The 25,337-nt window shown below is 68.8% G+C and carries 22 protein-coding genes and 1 pseudogene; 14 read left to right on the plus strand and 9 right to left on the minus strand.

Going from position 1 to position 25,337, the window contains the following annotated elements; genetic code table 11:
• Positions 1–15 precede the first annotated feature (15 nt).
• From xylB to NVS83_RS02865, 4 genes are all read left to right on the plus strand, one after another.
• Entirely contained in the window at positions 16–1,473 is a 1,458-nt protein-coding gene (gene xylB / locus NVS83_RS02850) for a xylulokinase (RefSeq protein ID WP_258737973.1), read from the plus strand.
• The gene (gene xylA / locus NVS83_RS02855; RefSeq protein ID WP_258737974.1) at positions 1,470–2,795 is read left to right on the plus strand and encodes a xylose isomerase; all 1,326 of its coding nucleotides are present in this window, start codon (positions 1,470–1,472) and stop codon (positions 2,793–2,795) included. The genes xylB and xylA overlap by 4 nt, the downstream gene beginning before the upstream one ends.
• A 221-nt stretch (positions 2,796–3,016) precedes the next feature.
• Positions 3,017–3,634, plus strand: coding sequence for a L,D-transpeptidase (locus tag NVS83_RS02860; RefSeq protein WP_258737975.1), 618 nt, complete (start codon positions 3,017–3,019; stop codon positions 3,632–3,634).
• 32 nt (positions 3,635–3,666) lie between these two features.
• Complete coding sequence (locus NVS83_RS02865; protein ID WP_258737976.1) at positions 3,667–4,677, plus strand: amino acid ABC transporter substrate-binding protein; 1,011 nt, start codon at positions 3,667–3,669, stop codon at positions 4,675–4,677.
• 82 nt (positions 4,678–4,759) lie between these two features.
• Here NVS83_RS02865 and NVS83_RS02870 read toward each other — a convergent pair whose 3' ends face one another.
• From NVS83_RS02870 to NVS83_RS02890, 5 genes are all read right to left on the minus strand, one after another.
• Positions 4,760–5,581, minus strand: coding sequence for an enoyl-CoA hydratase/isomerase family protein (locus NVS83_RS02870; RefSeq protein WP_258737977.1), 822 nt, complete (start codon positions 5,579–5,581; stop codon positions 4,760–4,762).
• On the minus strand, positions 5,581–6,852 hold the full coding sequence (locus tag NVS83_RS02875; protein ID WP_258730844.1) for a CaiB/BaiF CoA transferase family protein: 1,272 nt from the start codon (positions 6,850–6,852) through the stop codon (positions 5,581–5,583). Before NVS83_RS02875 ends, NVS83_RS02870 begins: the two co-directional genes overlap by 1 nt.
• A gap of 108 nt (positions 6,853–6,960) precedes the next feature.
• Positions 6,961–7,713, minus strand: a complete 753-nt coding sequence (locus NVS83_RS02880; RefSeq protein ID WP_258737978.1) for a GntR family transcriptional regulator — start codon at positions 7,711–7,713, stop codon at positions 6,961–6,963.
• A gap of 360 nt (positions 7,714–8,073) precedes the next feature.
• Positions 8,074–8,760: a GntR family transcriptional regulator gene (locus NVS83_RS02885; RefSeq protein WP_258737979.1), complete on the minus strand. Its 687-nt coding sequence runs from the start codon at positions 8,758–8,760 to the stop codon at positions 8,074–8,076.
• Positions 8,761–8,889: 129 nt separating this feature from the next.
• Positions 8,890–10,095 (minus strand): pyridoxal-phosphate-dependent aminotransferase family protein, encoded by a 1,206-nt coding sequence (locus NVS83_RS02890; RefSeq protein WP_258737980.1) that lies wholly within the window; start codon positions 10,093–10,095, stop codon positions 8,890–8,892.
• Between the two features lie 229 nt (positions 10,096–10,324).
• Here NVS83_RS02890 and NVS83_RS02895 point away from each other — a divergent pair, with 229 nt between their 5' ends.
• Entirely contained in the window at positions 10,325–13,294 is a 2,970-nt protein-coding gene (locus NVS83_RS02895; protein WP_258737981.1) for an FAD-binding and (Fe-S)-binding domain-containing protein, read from the plus strand.
• A gap of 444 nt (positions 13,295–13,738) precedes the next feature.
• Here NVS83_RS02895 and NVS83_RS02900 read toward each other — a convergent pair whose 3' ends face one another.
• The 3 genes from NVS83_RS02900 to NVS83_RS02910 form a co-directional block, all read right to left on the minus strand.
• The gene (locus tag NVS83_RS02900) at positions 13,739–15,058 is read right to left on the minus strand and encodes a TRAP transporter large permease (protein ID WP_258730839.1); all 1,320 of its coding nucleotides are present in this window, start codon (positions 15,056–15,058) and stop codon (positions 13,739–13,741) included.
• A complete protein-coding gene (locus NVS83_RS02905; protein ID WP_258730838.1) occupies positions 15,055–15,606 on the minus strand; it encodes a TRAP transporter small permease in 552 nt (183 codons plus the stop codon). The genes NVS83_RS02900 and NVS83_RS02905 overlap by 4 nt, the downstream gene beginning before the upstream one ends.
• Positions 15,607–15,722: 116 nt before the next feature.
• A complete protein-coding gene (locus NVS83_RS02910) occupies positions 15,723–16,706 on the minus strand; it encodes a TRAP transporter substrate-binding protein (RefSeq protein ID WP_258730837.1) in 984 nt (327 codons plus the stop codon).
• A 215-nt stretch (positions 16,707–16,921) separates the two neighbouring features.
• On the opposite strand from NVS83_RS02910, the gene NVS83_RS02915 reads away from it, so the two are divergent.
• The 4 genes and pseudogenes from NVS83_RS02915 to NVS83_RS02930 form a co-directional block, all read left to right on the plus strand.
• The gene (locus tag NVS83_RS02915) at positions 16,922–17,359 is read left to right on the plus strand and encodes a GlcG/HbpS family heme-binding protein (RefSeq protein ID WP_258730836.1); all 438 of its coding nucleotides are present in this window, start codon (positions 16,922–16,924) and stop codon (positions 17,357–17,359) included.
• A 189-nt stretch (positions 17,360–17,548) separates the two neighbouring features.
• Positions 17,549–19,291: an ArnT family glycosyltransferase gene (locus tag NVS83_RS02920; RefSeq protein WP_258737982.1), complete on the plus strand. Its 1,743-nt coding sequence runs from the start codon at positions 17,549–17,551 to the stop codon at positions 19,289–19,291.
• Positions 19,292–19,296: 5 nt separating this feature from the next.
• Positions 19,297–19,602 (plus strand): lipid-A-disaccharide synthase N-terminal domain-containing protein, encoded by a 306-nt coding sequence (locus NVS83_RS02925; protein ID WP_258731505.1) that lies wholly within the window; start codon positions 19,297–19,299, stop codon positions 19,600–19,602.
• Positions 19,603–20,019: 417 nt separating this feature from the next.
• Positions 20,020–20,439, plus strand: a pseudogene (locus NVS83_RS02930) (phosphatase PAP2 family protein); the annotation flags it as partial.
• Positions 20,440–20,612: 173 nt separating this feature from the next.
• On the opposite strand, the gene NVS83_RS02935 reads toward NVS83_RS02930, so the two are convergent.
• Positions 20,613–21,467, minus strand: coding sequence for a glycosyltransferase family 2 protein (locus tag NVS83_RS02935; protein ID WP_258737983.1), 855 nt, complete (start codon positions 21,465–21,467; stop codon positions 20,613–20,615).
• 198 nt (positions 21,468–21,665) lie between these two features.
• On the opposite strand from NVS83_RS02935, the gene NVS83_RS02940 reads away from it, so the two are divergent.
• The 5 genes from NVS83_RS02940 to NVS83_RS02960 all read left to right on the plus strand — a co-directional run bounded on the left by NVS83_RS02940 (position 21,666) and on the right by NVS83_RS02960 (position 24,629).
• Positions 21,666–22,127 carry a BA14K family protein gene (locus NVS83_RS02940; protein WP_258737984.1) on the plus strand — a complete coding sequence of 154 codons (462 nt, stop codon included), beginning with the start codon at positions 21,666–21,668 and terminating at the stop codon, positions 22,125–22,127.
• Between the two features lie 192 nt (positions 22,128–22,319).
• The gene (locus NVS83_RS02945) at positions 22,320–23,264 is read left to right on the plus strand and encodes a putative antibiotic biosynthesis monooxygenase (protein ID WP_258737985.1); all 945 of its coding nucleotides are present in this window, start codon (positions 22,320–22,322) and stop codon (positions 23,262–23,264) included.
• A gap of 46 nt (positions 23,265–23,310) precedes the next feature.
• The gene (locus NVS83_RS02950; RefSeq protein WP_258737987.1) at positions 23,311–23,793 is read left to right on the plus strand and encodes a nucleoside deaminase; all 483 of its coding nucleotides are present in this window, start codon (positions 23,311–23,313) and stop codon (positions 23,791–23,793) included.
• Between the two features lie 254 nt (positions 23,794–24,047).
• Positions 24,048–24,344 (plus strand): hypothetical protein, encoded by a 297-nt coding sequence (locus NVS83_RS02955; protein WP_258737988.1) that lies wholly within the window; start codon positions 24,048–24,050, stop codon positions 24,342–24,344.
• Positions 24,345–24,410: 66 nt separating this feature from the next.
• Positions 24,411–24,629 (plus strand): hypothetical protein, encoded by a 219-nt coding sequence (locus NVS83_RS02960; protein ID WP_258737989.1) that lies wholly within the window; start codon positions 24,411–24,413, stop codon positions 24,627–24,629.
• Positions 24,630–25,337: the final 708 nt, after the last annotated feature.

Raw genomic sequence — 25,337 nt, forward strand, 5'->3', positions numbered from 1 at the left:
CGGAAGGTTTGAGGCATGTATCTCGGCCTCGATATCGGCACCTCCGCGGTCAAGGCGGTGCTTGTCGACGACGCCCAGTCGGTCGTCGCCACCACCGAGACGGCGCTCGCCATCTCGCGCCCGCAGCCGGGCTTCAGCGAGCAGAATCCCGAGGATTGGTGGCAGGCGACGCTCGCCAGCATCGACGCGCTGAAGGTGCAGAAGCCGGCGGAGCTCGCCGCGGTGCGCGGCATCGGCCTGTCCGGCCAGATGCACGGCGCGGTGCTGCTGGACCGCGAAGGCGCGGTGCTGCGCCCCGCGATCCTGTGGAACGACGGGCGCTCCTTTCTCGAATGCCGCGAGCTCGAGGAGCGCTTTCCCGCTCTGCACCAGGTCGCCGGCAATCTCGCCTTTCCCGGCTTCACCGCGCCCAAGCTTCTGTGGGTGAGGAAGCACGAGCCGGAGATCTTCGAGCGCACCGCCAAGGTGCTGCTGCCCAAGGCCTATGTCGGCTACCGGCTCACCGGCGAGATGGTCGACGAGATGTCGGACGCCTCCGGCACGCTGTGGCTCGACGTCGGCGCGCGCGACTGGTCGGACGAGGCGCTGGCGGCGACCCATCTCACCCGCGCGCACATGCCCCGCCTCGTCGAGGGCAGCGCCGCCGCCGGCCGGATCACCGCCGACCTCGCCGCACGCTGGGGCATGCAGACGCCGCCGGTGCTGGCGGGCGGCGCCGGCGACAATGCGGCGGGCGCGATCGGGCTCGGCGCCATCAATGCCGGCGACGCCTTCGTCTCGCTCGGCACCTCGGGCGTGCTGTGGGCGACCACCGACCGCTACGCGCCGAACCCGGAATCGAGCGTCCACGCCTTCTGCCACGCCATTCCCGCCACCTGGCACCAGATGGGGGTGATCCTCTCCGCCGCCTCGGCGCTCGGCTGGTGGTCGGGCGTGGCGAAGACCTCGCCCGCCGACCTGCTGGCCCCGCTCGGCGATGCGCCGGCCGCGCCCTCGCGCGCGACCTTCCTGCCGTATCTCTCCGGCGAGCGCACGCCGCACAACGACACCGCGATCCGCGCCTCCTTCGTCGGGCTCGACCACGACACCGCGCGCGAGAACCTGACGCAGGCGGTGCTGGAAGGCGTCGCCTTCGCGTTCAAGGACTGCCTCGACGCGCTCGCCGCCGCCGGCACGCACCTGTCGCAGGCCGACGTGATCGGCGGCGGCTCGCGCTCGCGCTTCTGGACCGCGGTGCTGGCGAGCGTGCTCGGCCTGCCGATCAACCGCATCGAGGACGGCGAGCGGGGCGGGGCGTTCGGCGCCGCCCGTCTCGCGCGCATGGCGGCGACCGGCGAGGCGCCGGCCGACATCTGCCTGCCGCCTCGACGGATCGAGACCATCGCGCCCGATCCCGCCCTCCAGCACGCCTATGCGGAACGCCACGCGTTCTACCGCGCGCTCTATCCCGCAATGAAGGGAGTGACGTCATGAATGCCCCCGCCCGCTTCTTTCCGGCGGATGAGCCGCTGCGCTATGTCGGCCCGCTCAGCCGCGACCCCTATGGTTTCCGCTGGTACGACAAGGACCAGGTGGTGCTCGGCAAGCGCATGGAGGACCATCTGCGCTTCGCCGTCGCCTACTGGCACAGCTTCACCTGGCCCGGCGGCGACCCGTTCGGCGGCGAGACCTTCCTGCGCCCGTGGATGCACGGCGCCGACGAGATGGCGCTCGCCCGCGCCAAGGCCGACGTCGCATTCGAGCTGTTCCGCATCCTCGACGTGCCGTTCTTCTGCTTCCACGACCGCGACATCGCGCCGGAAGGGGCGAACCTGAAGGAATCGAACGCCAATGTGCGGGCGATCGCCGAGATCTTCGCCCGCAAGATGGAGAGCTCGAAGGTCCGCCTGCTGTGGGGCACGGCCAACCTGTTCTCCCACCGCCGCTTCATGTCGGGCGCGGCGACCAACCCGGACCCGGACGTGTTCGCCTGGTCCGCGGCGCAGGTGAAGAACGTGCTCGAGGTGACCCACGAGCTCGGTGGCGAGAACTACGTGCTGTGGGGCGGGCGCGAGGGCTACGAGACGCTGCTCAACACCGACCTGCCGCGCGAGCTCGACCAGATGGCGCGCTTCCTCAACCTCGTGGTCGAGCACAAGCACAAGATCGGCTTCAAGGGCACGATCCTGATCGAGCCCAAGCCGCAGGAGCCGACCAAGCACCAGTACGACTTCGACGTCGGCACGGTGTACGGCCTGCTGTGCCGCGCCGGGCTCGAGAAGGAGGTTAAGGTGAACGTGGAGGCCAACCACGCCACGCTCGCCGGCCACTCCTTCGAGCACGAGATCGCGATGGCGGCCGCGCTCGGCATCTTCGGCTCGATCGACATGAACAAGGGCGACGCCCAGTCCGGCTGGGACACCGACCAGTTCCCGACCAATGTCGAGGACACCGCGCTCGCCATGTACGAGATCCTGCGGGCGGGCGGCTACACCACCGGCGGCACCAATTTCGACGCCAAGATCCGCCGCCAGTCGATCGATCCGGAGGACCTCGTCCTTGCCCATGTCGGAGCGATGGACGTGTGCGCCCGGGCGCTGCTGATCGCCGCGGACATGCTGGAGGACGGGGCGCTGCAGAAGGCGGTAGACGAGCGCTATGCGGGCTGGAACGAGCCGCAGAACAGGGCGATGCTGCGCGAGGGCGCCTCGCTCGAGGCCATCGCCGCCCGCGCGGAGGCCGACAATCTCGACCCGCAGCCGCGCTCGGGCCGCCAGGAGCGGCTGGAAACGCTGGTCAGCAGCTACTTCCGCTGACGCACGGAGACGGGGGCCTCCCGCGCGGCCAGCCCCGCGCGCGCCGCGGGAGGTCGCATCCAACCTTTCCGAGATTGACTTCAGGTCATTTCCCCCGTTCGATCGGCGCCGGGAGCGATCATTGAATCGCCGCCCGGCGGGGACCCGTCCGCGAACCGCCGCGGGTCCGCCACCGGGAGGCCGCGTCGCCTCCGGCGATGCCGCGAGAGGGGAAGTCGAGAATGAGAGCGAAATTCGTCGGGGCGGCGCTGGTGGCCCTTGCCGCGCTGTCCGTTTCGGCCGCCGAGGCGCAGATGCGCCCGGCCGCGTCGGTCGGCAACCAGATCGTCGATGTGCCCGAGCAGCCCGGCTACGTGCCGAGCGCCGCCGAGGAGCAGCTCGATCCCGCCTATCGCCGGCAGCCGGTCTATTTCCGGACCAACGAGCCGCCGGGGACCATCGTCATCCACACCAGCGAGCGCTTCCTGTACCTCGTGCAGGGCGACAACCGCGCGATCCGCTACGGCATCGGCGTCGGGCGCGACGGCTTCCAGTGGTCGGGCCTGCAGAAGATCACCCGCAAGGCGGAATGGCCGGACTGGCGTCCGCCGGCGGAGATGATCGAGCGCCAGCCCTACCTGCCGCGCTTCATGGCCGGCGGCCCTGGCAACCCGCTCGGCGCAGCCGCGCTCTATCTCGGCGGCACGGTCTACCGCATCCACGGCACCAACATGCCGCAGACCATCGGCATGGCGATCTCGTCGGGCTGCTTCCGCCTGGTGAATGGCGACGTGCAGGATCTCTACAACCGCGTGCCGGTCGGCACCAAGGTGGTCATCCGTCAGGCGCCGACGCTCTGAGCGTCGGCCGTGACCGGGATTTCGGGGGTACCATGAAAAAGCTTGCACTCACGCTGGCCGCAGCCGGCACGCTGTTGGCGGGGCTCGCCCATGCCGACACGCTGAGCGACGTCAAGGAGCGCGGCGTGCTCAAATGCGGCGTCAACCAGGGGCTCGACGGCTTCGCCTCCAAGGACGACAAGGGCCAGTGGACCGGCTTCGACGTCGACATGTGCAAGGCGGTCGCCGCGGCGATCTTCGACGACGCCTCCAAGGTCGACTACGTCCCGCTCTCCGCCGAGGAACGCTTCCCGGCGCTGCAGAAGGGCACGATCGACCTGCTCTCGCGCAACTCCACCTGGACGCTCGGCCGCGAGGCCGGGCTCGACCTGATGTTCGCGGCCGTCTCCTACTATGACGGCCAGGGCTTCATGGTGCCGGTGTCGAAGAACGTCATGAGCGCGCTCGAGCTCGACGGCTCCAAGGTCTGCATCCAGAGTGGCACGACCAGCGTGCTGAACGCGCAGGACTACTTCAAGACCAACAACATGGCGATGGAGCTGACCCAGTTGTCGAGCCTCGACGAGCTGGTGAAGGCCTATAACGAGGGCAAATGCGACGTGCTGACGACCGACGTGTCGCAGCTCTACGCGCTGCGCCTGAAGCTCGACAAGCCGGCCGACTACATCGTGCTGCCCGACGTCATCTCCAAGGAGCCGCTTGGCCCGGTGGTGCGCCAGGGCGACGACCGCTGGCTCAACATCGTCAAGTGGAGCTTCTACGCCATGCTGAACGGCGAGGAGCTCGGCGTCAGCCAGGCGACCCTCGACGAGGCGCTGAAGTCCGAGAAGCCCGACGTGAAGCGCTTCGTCGGCACCGACGGCACTTACGGCGAGCAGCTCGGCCTGACCAAGGACTGGGCCGTGCGCATCGTGAAGAACGTCGGCAATTACGGCGAGGTGTTCGAGCGCAACATCGGCGCCAATTCCAAGCTCGGCATCCCGCGCGGCATCAACCAGCTCTGGAGCGCCGGCGGCATCCAGTACGCGCCGCCGATCCGCTGATCGCCCTTCGCGGCACCGCGAAAAAGGAAGGCCGGCATCCCGGGCGGGGTGCCGGCCTTTTCAGTTGCTCTTCGAGAGAGGGCTATTCGCCGCGCCACTCCGGGGGACGCTTGGCGAGAAAGGCCTCGACGCCCTCGTGGAAATCGGCGCTGCCATAGGTGAGGCGCACCAGGTCGGCGTCGGGCGCGTGCGGGTCGTGGGCCAGCCGGCGGATCAGCTCCTTGGTCACGCGCAGGGTGATCGGCGCGTTGCCGGCGATCCGCGCGCACAGCTCGTCGACGCGGGCGTCGATCTCCTCCGGCTCGACGATGCTGACATAGCCGGCCGGCATCTCCTCCGCCTTCGGCATCTCGGCCAGCAGCAGCATGCGCCGCACCAGATCGAGGCCGAGCGTGGCGGCGAGGCGCTGCACGTTGGAGGCGGAGAGGCAGTTGCCCAGCGTGCGGGCGATCGGCACGCCGAAGCGCGCGCCGGGCGTGGCGAGGCGGAAGTCGCAGGCATTGGCGAGCGCCATGCCCCCGCCGACCGCCCAGCCCTCCACCACCGCGATGGTCGGTACGGAGAGCGCCTCGAGCGAGCCGACGAAGGACTCGACCTTCTCCTCATAGGCGATGCCGTCATTGCCGGAGGAGAAGGCGCGGAACTGGTCGATGTCGGTGCCGGCGACAAACGCCTTGCCGCCGGCGCCGCGCAGCACCACCGCGCGGACCTCGCGCGAGGCCTCGACCGTGCGGCAGGCCTCGGCAAGCTCCTCGTACATGCGCCAGGTCATCGCGTTGCGCGCGGCCGGCCGATCGAAGGTGATGCGGGCGACCGGCCCGTCGATGGCCAGATGCACACGGCCCTGGTCGGCCGCGGGCTTCGCGTTCGGGGCGGCGGCTTCGGCTTTCGCGGCGACGTTCATCAGGAAAAGGCTCCGCGCGCGGTGAACCCCTCGACGGCGGCGGCGTCGAGCCCGATCTCCTTCAGCACGTCCTGCGTATGCTCGCCGAGCAGCGGCGGGTGCAGGCGCACCTGCTGCGGCGTGCCGGTGAGCTTCACCGCGAAGCCGATATTGGAGACCTTGCCCTCATTGGGATGGTCGATCTCGATGCGCATCTGCCGGTGGCGTCCGTGCTCGCTCTCGAAGGCTTCCGGATAGGTGTACATCGTGCCGGCGGGAATGCCGACGCCGAGCAGCGTCTCGACCCACTCGTCCGAGGTGCGGGTGACGAAGCTCTTCTCCAGCTCCTCGATCAGCACTTCGCGGTTGTCGAGGCGGTCGGGAATGGTCTTGAAGCGCGGGTCCTCGGCGAGCTCCGGCCGGCCGATGGTCTCGCAGAGCTGCAGCCACAGCTTCTGGCTGGTGGCGCCCATGACGAAATAGCCGTCCTTCGACTTCACCGCCTGGTAGGGCGCGGTCATCCGGTTGGCGGTGCCGAGCGGCACCGGCTGGGTGCCGCGACCCCAATATTCGGAGATGTCCCAGACCGAGAAGGCGAGCGCGGCCTCGAACAGCGAGGCGTCGATATACTGGCCCTGCCCGGTGTTCTTGGCGCCGATATAGGCGGCGAGCACGGCGTAGGTCGCGAACAGGCCGCAGCCGATATCGGCCACCGGCACGCCCGCCTTGACCGGCGGTCCGCCGGGATGGCCGGTGACGCTCATCACGCCGGACATGGCCTGCGCCATCAGGTCAAAGCCGGGGCGGGTGGCCCAGGGGCCGGTCTGGCCGAAGCCGGAGATCGAGGCGTAGACGAGGCGCGGATTGAACTTGGCGACGGTGTCATAGTCGCATTTCAGCTTCTTCATCACGCCGGGGCGGTAGTTCTCGATGATGATGTCGGCGGACTTCACCAGCTCGTAGAACACCTCGCGGCCGGCATCGGTCTTGAGGTTGATGGCCACCGAGCGCTTGTTCCGATTCATGTTGAGGAAGCCCATGCTGTCGGGCCCCTTCATCTTGAACCCCATGGCGCCGCGCGTCTGGTCGCCGGTGCCGGGCGGCTCGATCTTGATGACGTCCGCGCCGAGGTCGCCGAGCAGCATGCAGCTATACGGGCCGGCCATCACCTGGCTGACGTCGAGCACGCGCACCCCCGCCAGCGGGAGCGGGCGGCCGGCGGTGGCGGAATCGGTCTGGCGCTGGGGCGCTGCCTCGGGTTTGTCCCGGGTCTGGTCCAGAACATCGCTCATGGGCTTTCCTCTCTAGACGTGGGCCTCGGGGCCGCAGCCCATCCACCCGAATTCACAATCAATAATTACGGACGCAGTACTTGCTTCCTCCGTCGGGGAGGAAGCGTCTCAGACGCTGAGCGAGCTCTGGGTCTTGCGTCCACGCGTGCCGGCCCGCGCGCCCATCCGGTCGGAGGGGGCGGGGGAGGGCTGCTGTTCGTTGAGACGGTTGATGAAGGCCCGGGCGATGCCGGAGGTGGTGCCGGTGACATGGCCCTCGAGCAGCGCGGCGAGGCGCGGCCCGTCGCGGGCTTCCAGCGCCGCCATCATCTTCTCGTGCTCGGCCACCGCCGCCGCCCAGTGCTCGCGGCTCTTGCGCACCACGAAGCGGCAGGCATGGATGCGGGTGAGGATCTGCTGATAGAAGGCCGACAGCGTGACATTGCCGGCGATCTCGAAATGCGCCTCGTGGACCAGCCGGTTATGGCGCAGATACTCGACTTCCTCGCCGTTCTGGAAATGCACCATCATGCGCTCGTGCAGCGTCCGCACGCGCGCGATGTCGGCGTCGCTCGCCCGCTCGCAGGCGAGAAGCCCGGCAAGGCGCTCCAGCGAGGCCATGATCGGGAACAACTCGTCGATCTGTTCCTCGGTGATGCGCGAGACGATGGCGCCGCGATGCGGCAGGATCTGCAGCACGCCTTCGGCCGCGAGCACCTTCAGCGCCTCGCGGATCGGCGTGCGCGAGACGCCGAAGCGCTCGCAGAGCTGCTCCTCGGGGACCTTCTCGCCCGCGCGCAACTCGCCCTGCAGGATCATTTCCCGCAACGGGGCCACGAGCGATTCGTGAAGTGAATGGCGGACGAGCGGACTACTCGGCATTCTCTGCTTCCTCGGCGGCTTCTGCGAGCCGTGCGTTCCCTTCAGGCAGGATAGACGGGAATCGCCGGCCCCGGAAAGCCGCTCGGTCGAACGTTCCGGGCGGGAAAGGCCACCTTCCTGCTTCCGAACGCAACCTAACCGATCGGGGTGATTGCATCAATAATTAGATATGGGATCCGGAAAAGGACGGTTCAAGGCGCGGGAAATCGCCCGGCGAGGCCGGCGCAGCGGAGGCGCCGCCGGCGGACGTTACGTCCGCCACGCGCGAAGGTAGCACAAAAGGGAAGAGAAGGGTGCCCGCGGGCCGCGCCGCAGGGGAGCGCGGCAAGGGCCGGGCGGGCGAGGTCGCCGAAGGCCGAGCTATTCGGCCGCCTGGCTGCCGGCGGGGCCGAGCGATTCGTGCACCATGGCCGCCTTGTGGCGCAGGTGCTCCTTGAGGATGGCGCCGAGGCGGACGCCGTCGCGCGCCTTCAGCGCCGCCATCATCGCCTCGTGGTCCTCCACCGCCTCGCGCCAGCGCGCGCTGGACTTCTGGGCGATGAAGCGCACGGCATGAATGCGCACCATGAGCGTGTGATAGAGCTGCAGCAGCGCGTGGTTGCCGGCGATGTCGAAGAAGGTCTCGTGGATCTGCCGGTTGAGGCGCAGATAGGCGACCGCGTCGCCCGCCTGGTAGGCCCGGATCATGTCGTCGTGCAGCGCCTGGACGGCGGCGACGTCGGCATCGGTGGCGCGGGCACAGGCGGCTTCGCCGGCCAGGGCTTCCATCGCCCCCATGATCGGGAACAGCTCGTCGACCTCTTCCGGGCTGACGCGGGCGACGCTGGCGCCGCGATTCGGCGAGAGGATCAGCAGCCCCTCATTGGCGAGCACCTTCAGCGCCTCGCGCAGCGGCGTGCGCGAGACCCCGAAGCGCGTGCACAGGCTCTGCTCGGAAATCTTGTCGCCGGCCCGCAACTCGCCGCTGACCAGCATGTCGCGGAGCTGCGCGGCGAGCTCGTCATGCAGGCTGCGCCGACGAATTATGGCCGTATCCGACATCGCCATCCGGCAGGAACTCCGATGCCGCACGCTGCGGCGGTGAACCAGTCGTAATTCGACCCTAAATCGCCCCGGCCGGCAACAATGGCAAGCCGGCCGGGACAAAAGCACTCACACCGAGGCGTGTCGTCTGCCTCAGGCGGCGGCCTTCATCGGCTTGGCCGCACGCTCGGTCAGATAGTCCATCGCCGCCTGGGCGCCGCCCTTCTTGTGCGGAACGCCGGCCAGCGACAGGCCCATCTCGACGCCCGAAAGCGCGCCCAGGATGGTGAGGTCGTTGGTGTCGCCCAGATGGCCGATGCGGAACACGCGACCGCTCAGCTTGGTCAGGCCGGTGCCGAGCGACATGTCGAAATGCGCCAGTGTCTTCTCGCGGAAGGCGTCGGCGTCGTGGCCCTCGGGCATCAGCACGGCGGTGAGCGAGGACGAGTAGTACTTGGGCTCGCGGCACAGCACTTCGAGGCCCCAGGCGCGCACGGCGCGGCGGGTGGCTTCGGCATGGCGGTCGTGGCGGGCGAAGACGTTCTCCAGGCCTTCCTCGTGCAGCATGTCGACCGCCTCGGCGAGGCCGTAGAGCAGGTTGGTGCCGGGCGTGTAGGGGAAGAAGCCCTTCTCATTGTGCGGGAGCATCTCCTCCCACGACCAGAACAGCTTGGGCATGGACGACTTCTTCGCCGCGGTCAGCGCCTTGTCGGACAGGGCGTTGAAGGACAGGCCCGGCGGCAGCATCAGGCCCTTCTGCGAGCCGGAGACGGTGACGTCGACGCCCCACTCGTCGTGGCGGAAGTCGATCGAGGCCAGCGAGGAGATGGTGTCGACCAGCAGCAGTGCGGGGTGGCCGGCGGCGTCCATCGCCTTGCGCACTTCGGGGATGAGCGAGATGCAGCCGGTCGAGGTCTCGTTATGGACCACGCAGACCGCCTTGATCTCGTGATTCTTGTCCTCGCGCAGCTTCGCCTCGATCGCCTCGGCATCGGCGCCGATGCGCCAGTCGGAGGGGATGAAGTCGGGCTTGAGGCCGAGCTTGATGGCCATGTTCTTCCACAGCGTGGCGAAATGGCCGGTCTCGAACATCAGCACCTTGTCGCCGGGCGAGAGCACGTTGGCGAGGGCCGCTTCCCAGGCGCCGGTGCCGGAAGCCGGGTAGATGATGACCGGGTTCTCGGTCTTGAAGATGGTCTTGATGCCCTCGAGCACGCGGCGGCCGAGCTTCTGGAACTCCGGCCCGCGGTGGTCGATGGTCGGCATGTCCATCGCCCGCAGGATACGGTCGGGCACCGGGGTCGGGCCCGGGATCTGCAGGAAGTGGCGACCCGCGACCCGGGCGGCATTGGTGGACATAGGTTCTCTCCCTTGGCGGCGCGGTCGTCGATCGCGTCCGGTTTCTGACCTGCAAGTGATCCGTCTGCGTGGTCCGTGTCGCGTGGGCGCTCCTCGCCGGAGACCACGGCCGGGCGACACGCCGTCGGCCCCTTGATCTTGCATAAATGAATTATGAATGCAAAATGCGATTAAGTCCACCGGGGACCGCGCGGCGGCGAACCAGTGGGATGCAGGGAAGGAAAGCATCATGGCTGCACGTCTGGCGCCCGGATTGGAGCGGCGCCTGAAGGCAGAAGTCTCGGGTGATGTGTGGTTCGACCGGTTCAACCGGGGCCGCTACGCGACCGACGCCTCGTTCTACCAGATCATGCCGCTCGGCGTCGTCGTACCGCGCAATGCCGAGGAGGCCGAGCGCGCCATCGCGCTCGCGCGCGCGGAAGGGATTCCGGTCACCCCGCGCGGCGGCGGAACCTCGCAATGCGGCCAGACCATCAATGAATCGCTGGTGATCGACGGCTCGAAGCATCTCAACAAGATCCTCGAGCTCGACCTTGAAGGCCGGCGCTGCGTGGTCGAGCCGGGCATCGTGCTCGACGACCTGAACCGGCAGCTGCGCCAGCACGGCCTGTGGTATCCGGTCGACGTCTCCACCGCGAGCCGCGCCACCATCGGCGGCATGGCCGGCAACAACAGCTGCGGCGGGCGCTCGCTGCGCTACGGCACGATGCGCGACAATGTGATCTCGATCGACGCCATGCTGGCCGACGGCTCGAAAGCCCATTTCGGGCAGGTCGACCACAATCTGTCGGGCCTGCCTTTCGATTCGCCGCTGGCGCCGCTGGCGCGCGACCTGCTCGACATCGGCGCGCGCGAGGCCGGCGAGGTCGCCGAGCGCTTCCCGCGTGTGCAGCGCCGCGTCGGCGGCTACAATCTCGACGCGCTGGTGCCCAATGAGCGCGGCTACAACCTCGCGCACATCCTCGTCGGCTCGGAAGGCACGCTCGCCTATTCCACCCGCGTCGAGCTGAAGCTCTGGCCGGTGATCGGCAAGAAGGTGATCGGCGCCTGCCATTTCGGCAGCTTCTACCAGGCGATGGATGCCGCCCAGCACCTGGTGAAGCTGAAGCCGATCGCGGTCGAGCTGGTCGATTCCACGCTGCTCGCGCTGGCGAGTGAGATCCCCATGTTCCAGGCGACGCTCAAGCAGTTCGTGCAGGGCACGCCGGACGCGATCCTGCTGGTCGAGTTCGCCGAGGACGAGGCCGAGAACGAGCGCCGCCTCAAGCTGCTCGAGGAGACCATGGGCGACCTCGGCTTCGGCTGGGACCGCCCGGGCGCGAAGTGGGGCGGCGTGGTGCCGGTGCGCGAGGCGGGCCTGCAGGCCGCGATCGCCGATGTGCGCACCTCGGGCCTCAACATCATGATGTCGATGAAGCAGGCCGGAAAGCCGGTCTCCTTCGTCGAGGACTGCGCCGTGCCGCTGCCGCACCTCGCCGACTACACCGCGCGCCTGACCGAGGTGTTCGAGAAGAACGGCACCCGCGGCACCTGGTACGCGCACGCCTCCGAAGGGTGCCTGCATGTGCGCCCGGTGCTCAATCTGCGCCTCGAGAAGGACGTGAAAGCGATGCGCGCCATCGCCGAGGAAGCGTTCGAGATGGTGCGCGAGTACAAGGGCTCGCATTCGGGCGAGCACGGCGACGGCATCGTGCGCTCCGAGTTCCACGAGAAGATGTTCGGCTCGCGCCTCGTGCGTGCCTTCGAGGAGGTGAAGGAGCGGTTCGACCCGGCGGGGCTCTACAATCCGGGCAAGATCGTCCATCCGCCGAAATTCGACGACCGCAGCCTGTTCCGCTACGCGCCCGACTACAAGGTTCCGCCGATGAAGGCGGCGCTCGACTGGACCGGCTATTCCGGCGAGGGCGGCGGCCTGCAGGGCGCGATCGAGATGTGCAACAACAACGGCGCCTGCCGCAAGGCGGTGGCCGGCGTCATGTGCCCGAGCTACCGTGTCACCCGCAATGAGCGCGACGTCACGCGCGGGCGCGCCAACACGCTGCGGCTCGCCATCTCCGGCCGGCTCGGCCCCGACGCGCTCGCCTCCGACGAGATGATGGAGACGCTCAAGCTGTGCGTCTCCTGCAAGGGCTGCCGGCGCGAATGCCCGACCGGCGTCGACATGGCCAAGATGAAGATCGAGGCGCTGGCGGCGCGGGCGAAGGCAAAGGGCATCAGCCTGCACCAGCGCCTCGTCGCCTATCTGCCGCACTATGCGGCGGCGGCCTCGAAGGTGCCGTGGCTGCTGAACCTGCGCGACCAGCTTCCCGGCGCGGCCAGGCTCTCCGAGAAGGTGGCCCAGTTCAGCGCCCGCCGCTCGCTGCCGCGCTGGCGCGCCGACGCCTTCCGCGAGCACCAGAGCGTGTTCGGGCCGGAGGGCGGCCATGAGGTGGTGCTGTTCGCCGACACCTTCAACCGCTGGTTCGAGAAGGAGAACATCGTCGCCGCGCTGGAGGTGCTGATCGCCGCCGGCTACCGGGTGCACATGCCGCGCCCGGTGGACGGAAAGAACCGCGCGCTGTGCTGCGGGCGCACCTTCCTCTCCGCCGGCCTCGTCGACCAGGCGCGGGCGGAGGCAGCGCGGGTGGTGGAGACCTACGCGCCCTTCATCGCCCGCGGCGTGCCGGTGGTGGGCTTGGAGCCGAGCTGCCTTCTCGCCTTCCGCGACGAGCTGCCCTCCATGCTGCCGGGTGAAGAGACCCAGCGCCTCAGCGCCCATGCGCTGCTGCTGGAGGAGTTCATCGCCCGCGAGATCGATGCCGGCCGGTTCGACCTGCCGCTCGCCCCGATCGCCGAGAAGGCGCTGCTGCACGGCCACTGCCACCAGAAGTCCTTCGGCGCCATGGGCGCGGTGGAGAAGGCGCTGCGGCTGGTGCCGGGGCTGAAGGTGGAGACGGTGGAATCGAGCTGCTGCGGCATGGCCGGGGCATTCGGCTATCACGCCGAGACCATCGACACCTCGATCGCCATGGCCGAGCTGTCGCTGCTGCCGGCGGTGCGCAAGGCCGAGCCGGGCACGCTGGTGGTGGCGGACGGCACCTCCTGCCGCCACCAGATCCACGACGGCGCGGACCGCGACGCGGTCCATGTGGTGCAGGTGCTGGCGAAGAGCCTCGCCGCCGCCCGCGTCGCCGAGCGGGAGCTGCAGGCGGCGGAGTAATGCGACCGGCCGGGCGCGACCCGGCCGTCATCGTTCCAGGCTGAAGGCCGCCGGTTTCGCCGGCGGCCTTTTTCGTATGTGGCGTTGCGGCCTCTTAGCGAGGCAGGCCATTGCCGTGGCGCCTCGCTGGCGACGGCGGGCACGGGTGTCGCCGCTGCGTTCGCGTTCAGCTTGGAAATGGCGCCTCACCGCCGGCGCCCACGTCTTGTCCAAAGCGGCCACTCATGCCGCCGCTGCGCGTGACCTGTGACATTTGCCGAGGACGCCACGGGTCGTCAGCGCGATGCCGGGGAGCGCCCTCACTCGCGTCCGCGAGGCGACGCTAGGCCCAGCAAGAGCACTCCACGCCGGCCGACCCGGCAGCCCGTGCTGCTTCAGACATAAAAAAACCTCCCCGGCACGGTGGCCGGGGAGGCGGGCAAGAAGGGCAGTCACCCTTTCGGGTCAGTTGACCGGCATCACGCCGATCGTCGGGTCGCCGTAGAACCACTGGGTCGGCGCCAAGGCGAGCCAAGGCACGTAGGTGCAGATGAGGAGCACCGTGACCAGCACCATCAGGAAGCCGACATTGGCCTTTGTCGTTTGCCATATGTCGGCCTTGGCTATCGAACACGCGGCGATCAGCACCGAGGCGACGGGCGGCGTCTGCTGGCCGATCGCCAGGTTCAGCGTCAGCACCAGCCCGAAATGCACCGGGTCGATGCCCACCTGCTGGATCAGCGGCAGCACGATCGGCACGGTCAGGATGATGGCCGCGGCCGAGTGCAGGAACATGCCGAGGATCAGGAACAGCACGTTCAGCAGCAGCAGCACCATGTAGGGGTTGGTGGTGATCTGCGCGATCGAGTGGGCGAGCGCCTGCGGCACCCGGCTCTCGGTCAGGAACACGCCGACCAGCGCCGAGGCGGCGACCAGCAGCATGACCACGGCGGTCTGCAGCGCGCTGTCGATCAGCGAGCGGTAGAGCGCCTTCATGCTCAGCTCGCGATAGATCACGACCGAGATGAACAGTGCCGCCAGCACCGCGACCGCCGCGCCCTCGGTGGCGGTGACGATGCCGCCGAAGATGCCGCCGAGGATGATGACGGGCAGCATCAGCGCCCACAGCGCCTCGCGGAAGGCGGTGACGAGGCGGCTGAAGGCGAAGCGCTGCTCGACCGGGAAGTCGTTCTTGACGGCGTAGTACCAGCTCGCCGCCGCCAGCCCGACGCCGCCCAGCAGGCCGGGCAGCAGGCCGGAGATGAACATCTTCACCACCGAGACCTGCGCCATGACGGCGTAGAGGATCATCGGGATCGAGGGCGGCAGGATGATCGCCAGACTCGCCGAGGAGGACGAGATGGCGGCCGCGAACTCCTTGCTGTAGCCGCGGCTCTTCATGGCCGGGATCAGCAGCGAGCCGAGCGCGGCGACGCCGGCCACGGCCGAGCCCGAGATCTCGGCGAAGAACATCGAGGAGCCGATCGTCACCATGGCGAGGCCGCCGCGGATGAAGCCCAGCATCGCCGAAGCGAGGTTGATCAGCCGCTGCGAGATCGACGACGAGTTCATGATGCCGCCGGCGAGGATGAACAGCGGGATCGCGAGCAGCGGGAAGTTGGTGGCCCCCTCGAACATGACGAGGGAGACGTTGGGGAGCATGTCCACGCCCTGGCCGAGCCAGATCGCGATCACCGCGACCATGCCGAGCGCGATGGCGATCGGCACGTTCAGCAGAACCATCGCGAACAGGCCGACAAACATGAGGCCGATCGTGCCGGTCATCGGGCGGCTCCAGTGCTGGCCGGGGTGGGCTCGTTGAGGGTTTCGAGGGCTTCCTTGAGCTCGTGGTCCTCGAAACCGGCGCCGCGCGCGGCCGCGAGATCATCGGGGAAGCGCAGGAGCTCGGCGATGATGATGAGCACGGCGGTGATCGGGATGACCGACTGCGTCACCACCAGCGAGACGGAGGGAAGCGAGACCAGCGTGTCGCCCTGGAGGATGTCCAGCACCTCGTAGCCGGTGACGGCGAGGATGCCGAAGAAGGCCAGCACCACCAGTTCGGAGAAGATGGTCGCTGCGACGCGCAGACCCGGCGGGAAGGCGTTGACGATGCCGGGAAAGCCGATGTGGGCGCCACGCAGGGCGGCCAGCGCGCTGCCGTAATAGGTCAGCCAGCACAAGCCGATGGAGGCGACCTCGTCATACCAGACGAGCGAGATGCCGAGGGTCCGGAATACGAAGCCGAGGACGATGATGACGGTCAAGCCCGCCATCAGCAGCGCGGCGATCACTTCCAGGATCCGGTCATAGATCCTTCTGATTGCATGCATATTTTTCTTCCATGGGCCGTGGCGTCGAACGCCCGCCGGTCGCGCCGCGGCGGGACGGCGGAAGGCGGCGGGGACGCACTGGCGTCGCCCCCGCCGGAATTGTCAGGCGAGCGGGATCAGGAGCCGTTGGCGAGCGCCAGCGAGTCGTCGATCAGCTTCTGGCCGCCCGGGACTTCCTTGGCGAATTCCTCGTAGACCGGCTTGCTGGCGGCGATGAAGGCCGGCTTGTCGACCTCGTTCACCTGCATGCCCGCCTCCTTGAGCTTGCCCAGCAGCTCCTTGTCGAGGTTGGCGGCGATCTCGAGCGCGACCGGCTCCATCTCGACCGCAGTCTCGGCGATCTTCTTCTGGACGTCGGGCGGCAGGCGCGACCAGCTGCGGCCGGCGGTGAGGTAGGCCGGCGTGTAGACGTGGCCGCTCATCGAGAGGTACTTCTGCACTTCCTGGAAGCGCGAGGGATAGATCTGGGCGAGCGGGTTCTCCTCGCCGTCCATCACGCCGGTCTGCAGCGCGACGAAGACTTCGGAGAGCGCCATCGGGCTCGGCGTTGCGCCGTAAGCCTGGAACATGCGCACGCGCCACACGCCCTTGGGCACGCGCAGCTTGATGCCCTTGAGGTCCTCGGGCTTCACGATCGGGCGCGTGTTGTTGGTGATCTGGCGGAAGCCGTTCTCCCAGGTCGCGAGGATCGTGTAGCCCTTCTTCTCCGCGATCGGCACCAGCACCGGCTTGATGATGGCTTCGCGGATCTTCGCGGCGTGGTCGCGGTCCTTGACCAGATAGGGCATCTCGAACAGGCCGAATTCCGGCGCCACCGTGGTCATGACGGTGGAGGGCAGGGCGAGATCGACCGTGCCGAGCTTGAGCTTCTTCAGCAACTCGCTGTCGTTGCCGAGCTGGCTGGAGCCGTAGACGACGACCTTGGCTTCATCGCCCAGCTTGGCGTTCGCGCGTTTGGCGAATTCCTGGGCGGTCTGGTCGAACAGCGAGCCGGGTTCGCCGACATGGCCGAGTTTGATCTCGATGGGTTCTGCAGTCGCGGCGGATGCAAGCAGAACGGTGCCGGCAACCGCCGACACGATTCGCGCGAAGCGGATCATGACAAGCTCCTCTTGGTTTCCTCGACGGGCCGGATTTCCTCCGGTCTCGTTGTGTGGCGTGGACGGCGTGAATCCCCTCGGGACGGTGACGCTCATTCCGCACTACTAATTATGAATGCAAAAATCCGCACGGAAGGCAAGGCGAGACTTGACGCATGAGGGACGAAAGAGACATTCGGGGCCCACAACGACGCCTGCCGAGATAGGAAAAAAGCATGTCTGACCTCAGCCTCGCCGCCGCCCAGACCATTCTTTCCACCGCCCTGGACCACTGCCGAAAGGGCAACTTCAAGCCCATGGCCGTGGTCGTGCTGGACGCGCGCGGCGCGGTGAAGGCGGCCGCCGCGGAGGACGGCACCAGCCTCAAGCGCTTCGAGGTCGCCCACGGCAAGGCCTTCGGCGCGCTCTCGCTCGGCATGGGTTCGCGCTCGATCTTCAAGCGCGCCAAGGAGCAGGCCTTCTTCGTGGCGGCCGTGAGCCATGTCGCCGGCGGCGCGCTGGTGCCGGTGCCGGGCGGGGTGCTGATCCGCGACGCCGGCGGTGCGCTGCTCGGCGCGGTCGGCATTTCCGGCGACACCTCCGATAATGACGAGGCGGCGGCGAGCGCGGGCATCGCGGCGGCCGGCTTCACCGCGGATCCCGGCGCCGACTGACGCGCGCCGCACTCAATTCGGGCGACTGCGGCGCCGGCCTGCGGGGCGGTGCCGCGGTCTCCGCCGCGTTTGTGCCGCGCGGCGGTCACACCGTGGTCACGCGAAGCCAGCAAGGAAGCCCTTTGTCGGTTAGACTGCGCGCCGGTGGGGCGGACAGGTGCGCGAAGGGCTTTCGGGGTCGCAGAGGCAATGAGCGAAGCTGCGCAGCTTGGGGCGCGTGAGTCCGGTCCGCGCGCGGATGAGGCGCGGGCACGCGGGCGCGCGCCGTCGGCGATCTGCGTGGACGAGGAGGCGCATGTCTGGCGCGCCCGGCTGCTGCTGGTGCTGTTCTTCCTCGCCTGCGTGCTGCCGGGCTTCTTCACCCTGCCGGTCATCGACCGCGACGAGGCGCGCTTCGCCCAGGCGACGCGCCAGATGGTGGAGAGCGGCGACTTCATCACGCCGCGCCTCGGCGACGAGCCGCGCTACAAGAAGCCGATCGGCATCTACTGGCTGCAGGCGGCGGCGGTGGAGATGACCGGCATGGGCGCGCAGGCGCCGATCTGGGCCTACCGCATCCCCTCGCTGCTGGCCGCCTGCCTCGCCGTGCTGCTGACCCATGCGGTCGGGCTGCGGCTGTTCGGGGCCCGCGCCGCCTTCTGGGGCGCGATCCTGCTCGCGGCCTGTATCGTGCTTGGCGGCGAATCGCGCCTCGCCAAGACCGACGCGACGCTGCTCGCCTGCGCGGTCGCCGGCCAGTTCGTGCTGGCGCGGCTCTATCTGGCGCGCGGCGAACGCCTCGCCCTCAGCTGGCCGCTGCTGTTCTGGGGCGCGATGGGCGCGTCGATCCTGATCAAGGGGCCGATCGCGCCGATGCTGGCCGCCTTCACCGCCATCGGCGTCTCGCTGTGGGATCGCGACTGGCGCTGGCTGAAGGGGCTGCGCCCGCTGGTCGGCGTGCCGTTGATGCTCGCCATCGTGCTGCCGTGGCTGATCGCCATCGCCGCGCATTCGGGCGCCGACTTCTTCCACGAGGCCATCGGCAAGGACCTGCTGGGCAAGGTCGCGGCCGGGCAGGAATCGCATGGCGCACCGCCGGGCGCGCATCTCGCCGCCTTCCTCGTCATCTTCTGGCCCGGCGCCGCGCTCGCCGTTTCGGCGATTCCGTGGGTGTGGGCCAACCGGGCGGAGCCGGCGGTGCGCTTCTGCCTCGCCTGGATCGTGCCGTTCTGGATCGTGTTCGAGCTGACCGCGACCAAGCTGCCGCACTACACGCTGCCGGCCTATCCGGCGATCGCGCTGCTCGCCGGCGCGGCGCTCGCCTCCGGCCGGCTCGACCGGCCGTCCTGGTGGATGCGCACGCTGGTGGTGATGGCAGCGGTGGGCGGAATCGTGTCCGGCCTCGCGCTGGCGGGCGCGTTCTACTGGTTCGAATCGCGCGTGCCGGCCGAGGCGGTGGTGCTCGCCATCCTCGCCGCGGCGATCGGCGCGATCGTGATCTGGCAGGCGGTTCGCGCCAGCATGGCGAGCGCCTACCGCGTGCTGCTGGCCCAGGCAATCGTGCTCTACACGCTCGGCTTCGGCGTCGTGGCGCCCCGGCTCGACCTGCTGTGGACCTCGCCGCGCCTCGCCGCCGCCATCGCCGCCGACGTCGCCTGCCCCGATCCGCAGGTGATGGTGGCGGGTTTCTCCGAGGCGAGCCTGCTGTTCGACATCGGCACCGGCACGCAGACCGGCGGCGGCGCCCAGGCCGCGGACTTCCTCGCCGGCCCCGGCTGCCGGGTGGCGGTGGTGGATGAGCGCCAGCGCCCGGGCTTCGACGCGCGGCTCGCCGAACTCGGCCACGCCGCCCGCACGCTCGATACGGTGAAGGGCCTCAATCTCGGCAATGGCCGCCTTCTGACACTCGATCTTCTCGTCGCGCCCGACGGCGCCGGCACGAAAGGGCCGTGAGCATCATGTCGCTTTCCCTCACGCCGTGGCTGCTGATCGGCTTTCTCGGCCAGGCCATGTTCACCATGCGCTTCCTGGTGCAATGGATCGCCAGCGAGCGGGCGCGGCGCTCGGTGGTGCCGGTCGCGTTCTGGGGCTTCTCGCTCGCGGGCGGGCTGACGCTGCTCGCCTACGCCATCTACCGCCGCGACCCGGTGTTCATGGTCGGGCAGGCGGCGGGCCTGCTGATCTATGCCCGCAACATCTATTTCGTGCTGCGCGAGCGCGCCGGCCGCACCGTCGAGGAAGCCGGCGCCGAACCCGGCATTTGATTCCGGAAGGTTTGCGACCCGAAACCGCATCCGCCGGGACAGGAAGGACGCGCGCGGGGGAAAACCCTGGCCTTTATCCCCGCTTCATCCATCTTTCATCGGCGCTTCATCCGCATGTCCTTCTCTGACCCCGGGTCGGGCGGTGTGCGGAGAGGCGGGATGAGCGTGCTGAAGGCGGTCGTGGGGGCTGTCCACGACTTCTGTCGCGACAACACGGCGCTGGTCGTCTTCTATCTCACCATCGGCCTCTCGGCGCTGTTCATCATCGCGCCCTGCGTCGACCTCACGGTCACGCGGCAGTTCTACGTTCCCGGCGAGGGCTTCCCGCTCGCCCATATCGGCCTGCTGCGCGAATTGCGCTCGGCGGCCAGCGACCTTTCGGTCGGCTTCGTGGCGGTGCTCGGCATCGGGCTGGGGATGAAGCTGGTCTATCCGCTGCGCCCGTGCCTGTTTTCCCCGCGCTTCTCGCTCTATTTCGTCAGCCTCTACCTGCTCGGCCCGGCGCTGCTGGTGAACGGCGTGCTGAAGACCTTCTGGGGCCGGCCGCGGCCGAAGAACGTCGCCGATTTCGGCGGCGACCTGTCCTTCGTCGACGCCTGGTCGATGGGCCAGCACCTGTTCGTGAACCGCTCCTTCGTCTCGGGCGAGGCGGCGATCGCCACCTGCCTGCTGCCGCTCGCGCTCTACGCGCCGCGCCCCTGGCGCCGCCCGGTGGGGGCGATGCTGGTCGTCGCCGTCGCCGCGGTGTCGATGAACCGGGTGGTGGCCGGCGCCCATTTCATGTCCGACATCACCATCTCGATCGGCCTGACGCTGACGCTGGCGGTCGCGCTGCGGCGGATCTTCCACGAGGACCACGCCGGGCTCTTCTCCAACGAGCGGCTGGAGGCCGAGCTGACGCGGATCGGGCTGGAATGGCGGGCGAACAGGTCCGCCCATGCGCGGGCGCTCGCCGCGCTGCTCTCCGGCATCGGCCGGGGTGTGGAGCGCGGCAGGGCGGCGCTGGGCGCTCAGCTCGTGCCGGTGGGCGCGGCGGCATCGTCCGTGCTGGCCGCCGCCCTGCTGCCGCTGGCGCGGGTGTCGCTCCCGGCGGTCTCGTGGCCGTCATTCGGCTGGGCGGCGCCGTTCCTGAGCGGGATCGCCGCGCCGCTGTCCTCGGCGATCAGCGGGACGATGGTGCGCTTCCTGAGCCAGGACACGCCGACGAGGTCGTAGATGCCGATCAGGGCGCGGCCGAGATTGGTGTATTTCGACTGCCCCGCGAGCCGGGGGCGGTCGCCGACCGGCGCATAGGCGACCTCGCGCCCGTAGCTGATGAACAGCGCCGGCAGGTAGCGGTGCATGCCGGAGAAGAAGGGCAGGCGCAGGAAGGCCTCGCGCCAGAACACCTTGATGCCGCAGCCCGTGTCCGGGCAGTCGTCCTTGAGCAGGAAGTCCCGCAGCCGGTTGGCGAGCAGCGAGGCGACGCGCCGCGAGCCGGTGGCCCGTCGCTTGGCGCGGATGCCGCCCACCAGCGCCGGGCCGTCGGTGCCGGGCGCGGCGAGGCGGGCGAGCAGGGCAGGAATGTCGGCCGGATCGTTCTGCCCGTCGCCGTCCATGGTGGCGATGACCGGGAAACGCGCCGCGAGGATGCCCGTGCGCAGCGCCGCGCTCTGCCCGGCGCGGCTGGCGTGGCGCAGATAGCGCAGCCCGTCGCGGGTCGCGGCGAGCGCCTTCACCTCGGCGCCGGTGCCGTCGTCGCTGCAGTCGTCGACGACGATGATCTCGCCGAGCTGGTCCGCCGGCACGGTCTGGAACGTCTCGCTGACCAGCCGGCCGATGTTGCCGGCTTCGTTGAGGGCAGGGATGACGATGGAAATGCGCATATTGTCTTGCTCCGGGCACTCACACCGACCGTGTCGGGACTTGGTGAAGCCGTGATGAAACCGACGGGCCCCTTGCGGAGTTATCTTGCGAAGACCGGCAAACGACCCGCCATGACTCGAACAGAATCCATTCAGGCCGCATTCATCTGCACCTCGGTAGCCTTAAAGCATGGGTCGTATCTTCGGAGGTTTAATACAATGAAGAAGATCATGATTGCGCTGACGACTGGCGTGATTGCCGTTACGTCAAGTCTAGCTCCTGCATCCGCGGCATCGTTCGGCTTGAATGCCGTTGCGGCACCCGCTTCCCATATCGAAAAGATCCGAGCGGTACGCTACGGCCCTCCCGGGCCTCACCGGGGGCGTGGCTATTACTACCACGGCGGCCGTCATTATTATAACGGATATCGCGGGTACAACTACTACCGTCCCGGCTACCGCAGCTATAATGGCTGGTGGTACCCGGCCGGCGCCTTCGCCGCCGGTGCGGTGATCGGCGGCGCGCTTGGTGCGGCGGCTGCGGCCCCGCGCTATGGGGCGCCCAGCGGCGGCAACGCGCACATCGCGTGGTGCGAGAACCGCTATCGCTCCTACCGGGTGTCGGACAACACGTTCCAGCCCTATAACGGGCCGCGCCAGCAGTGCGTCTCGCCCTACTGAGCGATCGCCCGAACCCGTCTTCGACGTGACACTGGAGCCCGGTTCGCGCCGGGCTCCAGCCATGTCGGGAGGGTGCCTTGCCTTCTGTGTGAAACGTCCGCCCGCGGCCGACAAGCCCATTGCGGGATAAGGCCTTTCTCCAGCACTATGGTGCGCGCGGCAACGCCGTTGCCGGGGGCGGGGGGAAGGTGGATGACGGCCGAGCTCGCGCGCGCTGCCGTCAGCGCGGTGGCGACCCGCGTCGCGCTGCGCGAGGGCGCCGAGGCGCCGTTCGCCGACTGGCAGGCCGCCTTCGCGCGCCATGCCTCGTCCTTCGAAGGTTTCCTCAGCATCGAGTTCATTCCCGCCTATGCCCGCGCGACGCGCTGGGAGGTGATCCAACGCTTCCGCACGCATGCCGCGCTCGAGGGCTGGATCGGCGATGCCGGCCGCGCCGCGCTCCTCGCCGGCCTCGCGCCGATGGGCGAAGACGGCGCCGCGCCGATCGTCGAGGAGGCGGCCCCGGACTTCCACGCCGCCGCCGCGGTGACGGAGGTCATCACCACCACCGTCGCGCCGGGGCGTGAGGCCGAGTTCCTCGGCTGGAGCGAGGCCATGCAGGCCGCGCAGGCGCGCTTTCCCGGCTATATGGGCACGCTGGTGCAGGCCCCGCTCTCATCCGAAATCCCCTGCTGGACCGCGCTGGTCCGCTTCGACACGCCGGCCGCGCTCGACGGCTGGATGAACTCGCCCGAGCGCGGCGCGCTGCTCGGCCGGGCCGACCCCGCCATGTCTCACTGGCAAAGCCGGCGCCTCGCGGCGGGCTTCGGCGAGTGGTTCGCCCCGCAGGCCGGCGGCGCCCCGGCATGGAAGCAGACCGCGCTGGTGCTGATGGTCCTGTTTCCGGTGGTGATGCTGGAGATCCGCTTCCTCGCCCCGCATCTGGCCGGTCTTTCCGTCGCGGTGGCGACCTTCATCGGCAATGCGATCAGCGTGGCGCTGGTGTCCTGGCCGCTGGTCGGGCTGGCGCGCGCCGGCATGGGATGGTGGCTGCGGCCGGCGGAAGGGCACCGCGCGCGCATCGAGGCGCTGGGGGCGGCGGCGGTGCTGACGATCTATGCCGGCGAACTGGGCTTGATGTCGCTGCTGTTCCTGTGAGGATCACGGCGCGGACGTGCAGCACCCTGTCAACGAGGAACCCGAAATGACCGCCGACGACGAGAAGTTCATGAGCCGGGCCATCGCGCTCTCCGAAAAGACCGCGCTGGTCGACAGCGCCGGCGGGGTGTTCGGCTGCGTCATCGTGCAGGATGGCGAGATCATCGGCGAGGGCGCGAACCGCGTCGTGGCCGAGAACGACCCGACCTGGCACGGCGAGATGGAAGCGATCCGCAAGGCGTGCAAGAAGGTCGGCAGCTTCAAGCTGCCCAACTCCACGCTCTACACCAGCGCCGAGCCCTGCCCGATGTGCATGGCGGCCTGCTACTGGGCCGGCATCGAGCGCGTCTTCTACGCCTCCACCAATGCGGACGCGCTGGAATACGGCGATTTCGACGACAGCATGATCTACGAGGAGCTCCGCAAGCCCACCGCCGAGCGCTCCATCACCTGCGTGCAGATCATGCAGCCCGAGGCGGTCGAGGTGTGGAAGAAGTACAAGAACAAGGCCGACCGCGTGCCCTATTGAGGCGGTCGGCAGGGTCGGCCCCGCCATCTTCGGGCTCGAAGCTCGAGCGGGGCGGCCGGGCCTTCGTGCAACCCGGGCAACGGGCGATGCGCGCCTTGCGGCCAAAGCGCGGGCGGGGGCTCGCGCGTGCCGGCGAGCAGCACTTTCATTTCGTCCTGCGCGCCCGGAACAAGGACCAAGGTCCCGCGTTTGCCTTCTTCAAAACGAAAACAAATCGGCCCGAATCCATCGGGACCGTCTCCGGGAGACATCCCATGCCTACCACCGTGCTGGCCGGGAGCGGATGGCTGCGCACGGCCTTCGCTTCCTCCACTGCCGATTACGAGATCACCCTGCGCCGTCCCGACTCGGCCGGCGCCCCCTCCTTTGCCGAGGGCGTGCTGCGGGCGGAGGTGACGATCATGATCGAGGCGCGCGCCGCACGCCGCGCGACGCTGGTGCTCGCCTCCGAGCGCTCGGCGCCGATCGAGATTAGCGATCTCACCCCGGCCGGGCTCACCTTCCGGCTGATCCATCCCGAGCGCCTGTCGCGGGAAAAGGGTAGGCGGTAGAATATCGCCGCCGTAATGCGCACTAGTGGGCAGAGAGGATGCGACGAAGGAATTAACCTTCACGAAATGAAGAGGATTGAAGCGACAGCCCGCGCCCTGTGCGCGGTCGATTTGCAGGGCGTGGGCTATTCGGGAGAGGAACTGGCGACGCTCGTCGATCAGTACTGGCCGGTTATCGCCGCCGAGATCTACCAGGGACAGACCGTCGAAGGCGAATGGCCGTTCTCGGCGGACGAGATCGACCACCTCACCGAGCGTTACCGCCACGTGGTGCGGACGCAATGATCTCCGCCCCTTGCGCCGTCCGGGCTTTCGACGCCCGGGAGGCGGAATACGATGTCCGGGCCAAGGTGCGCTCGCGCATCCGGCATTAGGCAGACATCGGGTATCGTGTTAACGTTGTTTCTTCCGGCCGTGATCGATCGTCCCGCCTCCAATCGGGACCACGCGGCGGACCCGGCCCGGCAGTTCTGCCGGCGGCCCGGAGGGCGGTAGCGGCCGATTGCCGTGCCCGTGACGAAGCGCCCGCCGGGCGTGTAGCCGTGCATCGGGCTCACCTACCCACGCCGGGCGCTCGCCGGCGGCAACGCTTCGATTGAAACAATGGACAAATCCGAGCAGCGGGCTCGGGCTCAGTGTGAGCTCGACCTGCGACGCGCCCGCGTTGCGGAAGCGGACATACCTGCCCTGGTGGAACGCCTGTGGCCGGCTGTCGCGATTGAGATGAATGGCGGTGCGGTCGACCCGAGAGGGCCGACGCCGCCACCCGACACGCGCGAACGAATGGAAGAATTCCGCCGGCTTCAGCGCTGACCGACAATGACCGGCCTCGCGGGAATCGTCGCGACGCCTTCTCCCTTTCCCGACGGCCCACCCGCCACGCCCCGTTCACGCCGCCTTCGCGCGCTCGACGCCGCGAGCGGCGGCGAGTCACCTGCCATCCCTGGAATACGGTCTGGGCTTCGCAAGAGCCTGGGGAACCGACCCGCCGCG

Source organism: Ancylobacter mangrovi, from assembly GCF_024752335.1.
In the GTDB taxonomy this organism is placed as follows: Bacteria; Pseudomonadota; Alphaproteobacteria; order Rhizobiales; family Xanthobacteraceae; genus Ancylobacter; species Ancylobacter mangrovi.

Excerpts from the sequence above, each read along its gene's own strand:
- xylB (WP_258737973.1), top strand. The coding sequence starts at position 16 with ATGTATCTCGGCCTCGATATCGGCACCTCCGCGGTCAAGGCGGTGCTT.
- xylA (WP_258737974.1), top strand. The coding sequence starts at position 1,470 with ATGAATGCCCCCGCCCGCTTCTTTCCGGCGGATGAGCCGCTGCGCTAT.
- NVS83_RS02860 (WP_258737975.1), top strand. The coding sequence starts at position 3,017 with ATGAGAGCGAAATTCGTCGGGGCGGCGCTGGTGGCCCTTGCCGCGCTG.
- NVS83_RS02865 (WP_258737976.1), top strand. The coding sequence starts at position 3,667 with ATGAAAAAGCTTGCACTCACGCTGGCCGCAGCCGGCACGCTGTTGGCG.
- NVS83_RS02870 (WP_258737977.1), bottom strand. The coding sequence starts at position 5,581 with ATGAACGTCGCCGCGAAAGCCGAAGCCGCCGCCCCGAACGCGAAGCCC.
- NVS83_RS02875 (WP_258730844.1), bottom strand. The coding sequence starts at position 6,852 with ATGAGCGATGTTCTGGACCAGACCCGGGACAAACCCGAGGCAGCGCCC.
- NVS83_RS02880 (WP_258737978.1), bottom strand. The coding sequence starts at position 7,713 with ATGCCGAGTAGTCCGCTCGTCCGCCATTCACTTCACGAATCGCTCGTG.
- NVS83_RS02885 (WP_258737979.1), bottom strand. The coding sequence starts at position 8,760 with ATGGCGATGTCGGATACGGCCATAATTCGTCGGCGCAGCCTGCATGAC.
- NVS83_RS02890 (WP_258737980.1), bottom strand. The coding sequence starts at position 10,095 with ATGTCCACCAATGCCGCCCGGGTCGCGGGTCGCCACTTCCTGCAGATC.
- NVS83_RS02895 (WP_258737981.1), top strand. The coding sequence starts at position 10,325 with ATGGCTGCACGTCTGGCGCCCGGATTGGAGCGGCGCCTGAAGGCAGAA.
- NVS83_RS02900 (WP_258730839.1), bottom strand. The coding sequence starts at position 15,058 with ATGACCGGCACGATCGGCCTCATGTTTGTCGGCCTGTTCGCGATGGTT.
- NVS83_RS02905 (WP_258730838.1), bottom strand. The coding sequence starts at position 15,606 with ATGCATGCAATCAGAAGGATCTATGACCGGATCCTGGAAGTGATCGCC.
- NVS83_RS02910 (WP_258730837.1), bottom strand. The coding sequence starts at position 16,706 with ATGATCCGCTTCGCGCGAATCGTGTCGGCGGTTGCCGGCACCGTTCTG.
- NVS83_RS02915 (WP_258730836.1), top strand. The coding sequence starts at position 16,922 with ATGTCTGACCTCAGCCTCGCCGCCGCCCAGACCATTCTTTCCACCGCC.
- NVS83_RS02920 (WP_258737982.1), top strand. The coding sequence starts at position 17,549 with ATGAGCGAAGCTGCGCAGCTTGGGGCGCGTGAGTCCGGTCCGCGCGCG.
- NVS83_RS02925 (WP_258731505.1), top strand. The coding sequence starts at position 19,297 with ATGTCGCTTTCCCTCACGCCGTGGCTGCTGATCGGCTTTCTCGGCCAG.
- NVS83_RS02935 (WP_258737983.1), bottom strand. The coding sequence starts at position 21,467 with ATGCGCATTTCCATCGTCATCCCTGCCCTCAACGAAGCCGGCAACATC.
- NVS83_RS02940 (WP_258737984.1), top strand. The coding sequence starts at position 21,666 with ATGAAGAAGATCATGATTGCGCTGACGACTGGCGTGATTGCCGTTACG.
- NVS83_RS02945 (WP_258737985.1), top strand. The coding sequence starts at position 22,320 with ATGACGGCCGAGCTCGCGCGCGCTGCCGTCAGCGCGGTGGCGACCCGC.
- NVS83_RS02950 (WP_258737987.1), top strand. The coding sequence starts at position 23,311 with ATGACCGCCGACGACGAGAAGTTCATGAGCCGGGCCATCGCGCTCTCC.
- NVS83_RS02955 (WP_258737988.1), top strand. The coding sequence starts at position 24,048 with ATGCCTACCACCGTGCTGGCCGGGAGCGGATGGCTGCGCACGGCCTTC.
- NVS83_RS02960 (WP_258737989.1), top strand. The coding sequence starts at position 24,411 with ATGAAGAGGATTGAAGCGACAGCCCGCGCCCTGTGCGCGGTCGATTTG.